Here is a 4,225-nt window from a genome sequence, read left to right as displayed (position 1 = left end):
GTCCGGACACGCGCCCGCCGTCCAGCCGGGGGATGAACCCGATATCGCTGCGCAACTGCCCGATCCGTACGCCGGCCCCGCTCGAGGTCGGCGGCGGCGCGCCCGCCTCGCCCGGCGCATCGGACTGATCGAGATACAGCGTCTCCTCCGCACCGCCACGATCGATCACCACATGATCGAACGCCACCGCCTTCAACCGCACGCCCGGCTGGATCTCGTCCCCGATCGCCACCGACTGCTGCACCCCGTCAGGCCCCGCCAGAATCGCCGACCCCCGCCCCATCGCCTCGTCGATCCGCGTCCCGAACAGCGTCAGTTGCAGCGCGGTAACGGTGGCCGGCGTCTGCGCCGCGCCTTGCAGGCGAAAGAACGGATCGAAGCTCGACAGGATGGTGGATGGCGACCCCGGCACCACCGGCTGCGCCGGGCGCCAGTCCCCCAGCGGCGCCACCGGCGTCACCACGGCCCAGACGAGCCGCGCCGCCTGCATGGCCAGCCCGGCCATCAGCAGCAGTTCGGCGACCGAATAGACATTGACGACGGGCAGGCGCCGCAACAGCCGGCGCCCCCGCGCGTCGAGCTTCAAACGCATGAACCAAACACCCCAACCGCCTCACGCGCCCTAGGCATGCCATGTTACAGCTTTGCGTCAAAGCCCCGAAACACGGGCGTCACATTGGTACGGCAGCGTGCGGCTGATAGAATGCCTGTCATGACGATCTCCACCCCCCTCGATCTCGGCAGCGGCCTGGATGCCGAACCGATCCTCCGCCACCTCGCGGCCCAGACGGGGGTGCAGCGCCTGCCCAGCCCGAAGCTGATCCTGTTCGTCAAACGCGCGGCCCTGTCTCCCGACCTGTGCTTGGCCCTGATCGAGCGGATCGACGCGGTGCGCCGCCCGTCCACCGTCTCCGATTCGAACGGCGACGCCAATTACCGCACCAGCGAGACCGGCGATCTCGACCCCGCCGATCCGGTCGTGATCGCCACCGAACGCCTGATCGCCGAACTGACCGGCCTGTCCCCCCACCATGGCGAGCCGATCCAGGGCCAGCGCTACGCGGTGGGTCAAGAATTCAAGGGCCATACCGACTATTTCGAGCCGCTCGGCATCGACTATGATCGCTATTGCGGCCGCTCCGGCAACCGTACCTGGACGGTGATGATCTACCTCAACACGCCAGAGGCCGGCGGCGCGACCCGGTTCAAGTCGGTCGACAAGACGATCCAGCCCGAAACCGGCAAGCTCCTCGCCTGGAACAACCGCCGGCCGGACGGCTCCCTCAACGCCGCAACGCTGCATCAGGGCATGAAGGTGCGCGCCGGGGTGAAGTATGTGATCACCAAATGGTTTCGCGAGAAACCGTGGATGGGGTGACCTATACCCCTCACCCCAACCCTCTCCCCGGAGAGGAGAGGGAGCAGAGCCACGCAACCGCGGTTTATTCCGCCGCTTCGGCCATCTCCGCGAATTCCGCTTCCGCCAGGAACCGCTCGGCATCCAGCGCCGCCATGCACCCGGTGCCCGCCGCGGTCACCGCCTGCCGGTACACCTTGTCGGCCACGTCGCCGCACGCGAACACGCCCTCCACGCTGGTGCGGGTCGATCCCGCCTCCACCGCGATATAGCCGTCCGCATCCAGCTCCAGATGCCCGCGGAACAATTCGGTCGCCGGATGGTGCCCGATCGCGACGAAACCGCCCGCGACATCGATGCCGCTTTCCTCGCCCGTCACCGTGTCGACCAGCTTCAGCGCCACCAGCCCGGCATTGCCGCCACCGTCCACGAACTCGCGGACTTCCTTGTTCCACAACACCTTGACGTTTGGATGCGCGTGCAGCCGCTCCTGCAGGATGCGCTCGGCGCGCAAGCTGTCGCGCCGGTGGATCAGTGTCACGTCGTCCGAATGGTTGGTCAGGTACAGCGCTTCCTCGACCGCGGTGTTGCCGCCGCCGATCACCGCCACCTTCTTGCCGCGATAGAAGAAGCCGTCGCAGGTCGCGCAGGCGGATACGCCCTTGCCCTTCATCGCGTCCTCGCTGTCCAGGCCCAGCCACTTGGCCTGCGCGCCTGTCGCGATCACCAGCACGTCGCCCTCATACACATCGCCGCCATCGCCGATCAGACGGAACGGACGCTTGGACAGATCGACCTCGGTGATCGTGTCCCACATCAGGCGCGTGCCGACATGCTCGGCCTGCTTCTGCATCTGCTCCATCAGCCAGGGGCCCTGGATGACGTCGGCGAAGCCGGGATAATTCTCCACATCGGTGGTGGTCGTAAGCTGCCCGCCGGGCTGGATACCCTGAACCACGATCGGCGCCATGCCGGCACGCGCGCCGTAGATCGCGGCCGACAGGCCTGCGGGCCCCGAACCCAGGATAAGCATGCGGGTGGTGTGCGTCGTCATGAGAGCGTTTGCATCCTGTTGCGTCCTTGACGGCTAGATAGGCGCTCGCGCGCAAAAAATGAACCGTTCTGCGGGCACCGATCGTCGCTGCGCTTCGTTGTCTCGTTCAAGCGGAGAGGTATGCATGCGCGACGAAGACAAAAGCGTGAAGATCACGGAATATACCGGCGCGGCCGGCGGCTGGGGCTCGATGCGCGGCATGGCACAGGTTCTGCCCAAGGAGCGGCCCGGCCCCGATGTGCTCGATGCGCTGCGTCGCCAGAACAAGCCCGAAGGGGTGATGTGCGTCAGTTGCGCCTGGGGCAAACCTGCCAAGCCGCACATCGCCGAGTTCTGCGAAAACGGTGCGAAAGCCACCGCCTGGGAATTGTCCAATCTGCGCGTCACGCCGGAGTTTTTCGCAAAGCACACCGTCTCCGAACTGGCGCAGTGGCCCGATCATGATCTGGAACAGGCCGGCCGCCTGACCCATCCGCTGAAATACGACCGCGCCACCGACCGTTATGTCGCGGTGGGTTGGGACGAGGCGTTCGCCGCGATCGGCACGAAGCTGAAGGGCTGCGACCCGAAAAAGGTCGTGCTCTACGCCTCCGGTCGCGCCAGCCTCGAAACCTCATTCATGTACAGCCTGTTCGCACGGATGTGGGGGCAGCAGAACCTGCCCGATTCGTCCAACATGTGTCACGAGACCACCAGCGTCGGCCTGAAGAACGCCATCGGCTCTCCCGTCGCGACGATCCAGATGGACGATTACGAGAAGTGCGATGCGATTTTCGCCTTCGGCCAGAATGTTGGCACCAACGCGCCACGCATGCTCCACACGCTGAAGTCGTGCCGTGACCGGGGTGTCGAGATCGTCGTGTTCAACCCTTTGCGCGAACGCGGCTGGGAACGTTTCACCGACCCGCAGAACCCGGTGCAGATGACGACGGGCGGCTCCACCACCATCGCCACCCAGTATCACCAGGTCCGCGCCGGCGGCGATATCTCCGCGCTGCTCGGCATCTGCAAGCTGGTGATCGAGGCGGACGACCGTGCCAAGGCGCTCGGAAACGAACGTGTGCTGGATCATCATTTCATCGAACAGCACACCACCCGGTTCGAGGATTTCGCGACCTTCGCCCGCGCCGCCAAATGGGACGACATCACCCGGGAAAGCGGCCTGACCCGCGACGCGATCGAAGCGGCGGCGCAGGTCTATATGAAGGCGAAGCGGGTGATCGTCGTTTACGGCATGGGCATCACCCAGCACCGCTACGGCATGGACAGCCTGTACATGCTGGTCAATTTCCTGCTGCTGCGCGGCAATATCGGGCGGGAGGGCGCAGGTCCCGGTCCGGTTCGCGGCCACAGCAACGTGCAGGGCCAGCGCACCGTCGGCATCACCGAGAAAACCGAACTGGCCCCCGTCGACCGGCTGAAGGACCTGTTCGAGTTCGAGCCGCCGACGGACGATGGCTGGGACACGGTGGAAAGCTGCCGCCAGATCATCGACGGCACGTGCGAGGGTTTCGTGCAACTGGGCGGCAATTTCCTGCGCGCGACGCCCGAACATGCCAAGATGAAGGAAGGCTGGGCAAAGCTGCCGATCACCGTCAGCATCGCCACCAAACTCAACAAGAGCCACCTCTACCCCGGCGAGGAAAGCTACATTCTCCCCTGCCTCGGCCGCATGGAACTCGACATGCAGGAAAGCGGCCGTCAGGCGGTGTCGATGGAGGACTCGTTCAGCCATATCTACGGCTCGGTCGGCAAGGCCAGCCCGGCGTCGGATACGCTGCTGTCCGAACCGGCGATCGTCGCCGGGCTCGCAA

Annotated in this window: 4 protein-coding genes; 2 read left to right on the top strand and 2 right to left on the bottom strand. The window is 65.6% G+C overall.

Translation table 11 applies throughout. The features are described 5' to 3' along the window. The coding region (locus tag Q0U08_RS18190) for a type II secretion system protein N (RefSeq protein ID WP_298093089.1) at positions 1-592 on the bottom strand (592 nt) is incomplete at its 3' end. A 120-nt stretch (positions 593-712) separates the two neighbouring features. Here Q0U08_RS18190 and Q0U08_RS18185 point away from each other — a divergent pair. Beyond that, positions 713-1,378 carry a 2OG-Fe(II) oxygenase gene (locus tag Q0U08_RS18185; protein ID WP_298093088.1) on the top strand — a complete coding sequence of 222 codons (666 nt, stop codon included), beginning with the start codon at positions 713-715 and terminating at the stop codon, positions 1,376-1,378. Between the two features lie 64 nt (positions 1,379-1,442). Here the strand turns inward: Q0U08_RS18185 and trxB are convergent, their stop codons facing one another. Then, positions 1,443-2,411: a thioredoxin-disulfide reductase gene (trxB, locus tag Q0U08_RS18180; protein ID WP_298093087.1), complete on the bottom strand. Its 969-nt coding sequence runs from the start codon at positions 2,409-2,411 to the stop codon at positions 1,443-1,445. A gap of 124 nt (positions 2,412-2,535) precedes the next feature. On the opposite strand from trxB, the gene Q0U08_RS18175 reads away from it, so the two are divergent. Then, positions 2,536-4,225 (top strand): FdhF/YdeP family oxidoreductase (locus Q0U08_RS18175; protein ID WP_298093085.1); only part of this gene is annotated, 1,690 nt, incomplete at its 3' end.

It is taken from the genome of uncultured Sphingomonas sp. (assembly GCF_946477935.1).
Lineage (GTDB): Bacteria > Pseudomonadota > Alphaproteobacteria > Sphingomonadales > Sphingomonadaceae > Sphingomonas.
This window is presented reverse-complemented; position numbering and strand designations above follow the sequence as displayed.

Excerpts from the sequence above, each read along its gene's own strand:
- Q0U08_RS18185 (WP_298093088.1), top strand. The coding sequence starts at position 713 with ATGACGATCTCCACCCCCCTCGATCTCGGCAGCGGCCTGGATGCCGAA.
- trxB (WP_298093087.1), bottom strand. The coding sequence starts at position 2,411 with ATGACGACGCACACCACCCGCATGCTTATCCTGGGTTCGGGGCCCGCA.